Genomic DNA, 3678 nt, shown 5'->3' with positions numbered 1-3678 from the left:
TGGGACAACCGCCCAGCGGCCGACAGGCCTCCAGCAGCCGCGGCCCGGCGGCGCGGTGAATGGCGCCGTCCACCCCGCCGCCGCCGAGCAGCGAGCTGTTGGCGGCGTTGACTATGGCGTCGACCTCCAGGCCAGTGATATCGGCCTGCAGGGCTTCGAGCATGGCGATCATGGCCGGGCCCTCCCGCTTCAGCGTAGTCGCTGCGGCGCCAGGCGCAGCGGGATCAGCCCAGCGCCTTGACCGCCCGCAGCGCGGCGATCTGCTCGGCGCTGTAGCCCAGTTCGGCCAGGACTTCCTCGGTATGCGCGCCGACCGCCGCGCCGATATGCCGCGGCGCCGGCAAACCGCCCGAGAACTTCAGCGGGCAGGCCAGTTGCCGCTGCGCCGGCAGCCCATCGCGCGGCACCTCGGTGACCAGCCCGCGCGCCTGGATCTGCGGATGTTCCACCGCCTCGGACAGCGGCAGCATGGGCTCGACGCAGGCGTCCAGGGCGGCGAAGCGCTGGCACCACTCGGCGAAGTCGCGGCGCTCGAATTCGATCTCGATCTCGCGCTTGAGCGCGCGCTGATCCTCGGGCTTCGGCGACAACCCGCGTGCCGCCAGCTCCGGCCGGCCAATGGCCTGGCAGAATTGCTGCATGAACTGCGGCTCCAGGCTGCCCACCGAGAACCAGCGGCCGTCGCGGGTGCGGTAGTAGTCGTAGAAGCTGCCGCCGTTGAGCGCCTGGTTCTCCATGTCCGGCTCCACCCCGGCGCCGAGGTAGCCGGCGCCGGCCATGGCGTGCAGGCTGAAGGCGCAGTCGGTCATGCTCACGTCCACCTGCTGGCCCAGGCCCGTGACCTGGCGCTGCACCACCGCGGCGAGCAGGCCGATCACCCCGTGCAGCGAGCCGCCGGCGATATCCGCCAGTTGCACCCCCAGCGGCAGCGGGCCGCTGTCGCGGCGGCCGGTGTAGCTGGCGAGGCCGGCCAGCGCCAGATAGTTGATGTCGTGCCCGGCGCGGTCCTTGTACGGCCCGCTCTGGCCGTAGCCGGTGATCGACACGTAGATCAGCCGCGGGTTGATCGCCTTCAGCGCCGCGTAGCCGACGCCCAGCTTGTCCATCACCCCGGGGCGGAACTGCTCCAGCACGATGTCGTACTCGCCCACCAGCTTCTTCACCACCTCCAGCGCCTCGGGGCGCTTGAGGTCGAGGGCGATGGCGCGCTTGTTGCGGTTGAGGTAGGCGTGGCTGGTGGAGGTGCCGCCGTCGTGCGGCGGCAGCACGCGCACCAGGTCCATGCGCGTGGGCGACTCCACGCGCAGCACCTCGGCGCCCAGGTCGGCCAGCAGCAGCGAGGCGAAGGGCCCCGGCAACAGGGTGGAGAAGTCGAGGATTTTCAGTGAAGACAGTGGGCCGGACATGGCGACTCCCGATCAGATGATGTGGTGTCGGGCGAGAGGCCCCAGCCCCTCGCCCCAGCCCTCCCCCCAGAGGGGCGAGGGGTAGAACGGTGCAACCCCGGCCGGCGTGGCCAGCTTGGCCCGGAGGCCATCCGGGGATTGCGCTAGCGGATTGCCTGCGGGCCAGGGATCAGGGCTCCCAGACGATGGCCTCGCTCGCCGACAGGCCGGCCAGCGCCCCGGCGTAGCGCGCCTCCAGCACGTTGCGGCGGATCTTCATGGTCGGCGTCATGCAGCCGTTGTCCACCGTCCAGGCCTCGCGCACCAGGATGAAATGGCTGATGCGCTCGTGCGGCGCCAGGCGCTCGTTGAGTGCCTGCAGATGCGCCTGCAGCGCCTGGCCGACCACCTCCTGCGGCTGCTGGCGGGCCGCCGGCGACAGCTCGATCAGCGCCAGCGGCTGGTCCAGGTTGCTGCCCATCAGGCACACCTGCTCGACCCAGTGGCTCTTGGCGATCTCGCCTTCGATGGGCGCCGGCGCCACGTACTTGCCCTTGCTGGTCTTGAAGATGTCCTTGACCCGCCCGGTGATGCGCAGGTAGCCCGCCTCGTCCAGCTGGCCCCGGTCGCCGGTGTGCAGCCAGCCGCCCTCGAGCGTCTCGGCGGTCTTCTCCGGCTCGCGGTAATAGCCCTGCATCAGGGTCTCGCTGCGCAACAGGATCTCGCCGCTGGCGTCGATGCGCAATTGCAGGTGCGGCATGGGCCGGCCCACCGTGCCGAAGCGCACCTGCCCCGGCCGGTTGAAGCAGCCGTAGGCGAAGTGCTCGGTCATGCCGTAGCCCTCGCAAATGGTCATGCCCAGGCGCCGGTACCAGTCCAGCAGCCCGGTGGAAATCGCCGCCGCGCCGGACACCAGGATGCGCGCACGATCCAGCCCCAGCCCCGCGCGCACCTTGCGCGCCACCAGGCGGCCGAGCAGCGGGATGCGCAGCAGCCGTTCGAGCTTGTGCGCCGGCAGCTGCTCCAGCACGCCCTGCTGAAAGCGCGTCCACAGCCTGGGCACCGAGAAGAACACGGTCGGCCGCACCCGCCGCAGGTCGCTGGCGAAGGTCTCCAGCGACTCGACGAAGGCCACCGGCGCGCCGCAATAGAGGCTGTTGAACTCCACCAGAAAGCGCTCGGCGGCGTGCGACAGCGGCAGGTAGGAAAAGAACTGGTCCTGCGGCGTCATGCCCATCTCCGCCGTGGCGTGCGCCGCGGAAAAGGCCATGGCATGGGCCGAAAGCATCACCCCCTTGGGCTGCCCGGTGGTGCCGGAGGTATAGAGGATCGACAGCAGCTCGTCGCCGCGCTGCTGGCGGCTACCCGCCAGGGGCTCGTGGGCGGCCAGCAGCTCGTGCCAGCGGTGCTCGGCCGGCATGCTCGGATAGGGCATGGCGATGCGCGTGATATGCGGGCCGATGCCGGCGGCCAGCTTGTCGGGCTCGTCCAGCTTGCCCACCAAGATCAGCTTGCAGCCGGCGTGCTGCAGTACGTAGGCGATCTGCTCGGGCGCCTGCAGCGGATAGAGCGGCACGCTGACCAGCCCGGCGTGCTGGATCGCCAGGTCGCTGATAAACCATTCGGCGCAGTTCTTCGCCAGCAGCGCCACCCGCTCGCCGGGCAAGCAGCCCAGCGCCAGCAGCGCGCTGGCCAGGCGCCGCGCCTGCTCGTCGACCTGGCGCCAGGTGAAATCGTGCCAGACGCCGGCCACCGGCTGGCGCAGCCAGACCGCGTCGGGTTGCCGATCCAGCCAGTGGTTGAAACGTTGCAGCGGCAGTTGCAGGGTCATGGCGTGCTCTTCTTGTTATTGATCGCCAGCAAGCTTGCTCCTGCAGGGCCTGGCGAGTCCCTGGCGACGCTGGGCAAGCTGCGCGTTGCCCTACGAACTACAGCTTCATCCCGCGGCTGATGATCTCCTTCATGATCTCCGAGGTGCCGGCGAAGATGCGCTGGATGCGCGCGTTCGCGTACATCTTGCAGATCGGGTATTCCCACATGTAGCCCCAGCCGCCGTGCAGCTGCACGCCCTCGTCGACCACCTTGCACAGCAGCTCGGTGGTGAACAGTTTGGCCTCTGCGGCGACTTCTGCACTGAGCTTCTTCTGGTTGTGATCCATCACGCAGCGGTCGGTGAACACCTGGGCCACGTCGATCTGGGTGCGCATCTCGGCCAGCTTGAAGCGGGTGTTCTGGAAATGCGCCACCGGGCGGCCGAAGGCCTGGCGTTCCTTGACGTAGTCGATGGTGGTCT

At 69.4% G+C, this 3678-nt stretch carries 4 protein-coding genes; all 4 read right to left on the bottom strand.

Annotated features, from left to right (window positions below):
* On the bottom strand, nucleotides 1–163 hold a 163-nt coding region (locus N878_RS14915), incomplete at its 3' end, for a macro domain-containing protein (protein ID WP_177342901.1).
* A gap of 61 nt (nucleotides 164–224) precedes the next feature.
* The gene (locus N878_RS14910; protein WP_021444422.1) at nucleotides 225–1406 is read right to left on the bottom strand and encodes a CaiB/BaiF CoA-transferase family protein; all 1182 of its coding nucleotides are present in this window, start codon (nucleotides 1404–1406) and stop codon (nucleotides 225–227) included.
* Nucleotides 1407–1575: 169 nt separating this feature from the next.
* Entirely contained in the window at nucleotides 1576–3216 is a 1641-nt protein-coding gene (locus N878_RS14905) for an AMP-binding protein (protein ID WP_021444421.1), read from the bottom strand.
* A gap of 97 nt (nucleotides 3217–3313) precedes the next feature.
* Nucleotides 3314–3678, bottom strand: a 365-nt coding sequence (locus tag N878_RS14900) for an acyl-CoA dehydrogenase family protein (protein ID WP_031303230.1), incomplete at its 5' end; no start/stop codon positions are given.

This window comes from Pseudomonas sp. EGD-AK9 (assembly GCF_000465935.2).
GTDB lineage: Bacteria > Pseudomonadota > Gammaproteobacteria > Pseudomonadales > Pseudomonadaceae > Aquipseudomonas.
The sequence above is the reverse complement of the archived record's forward strand: the minus strand, read 5'-3'. Positions and strand labels throughout refer to the sequence as shown.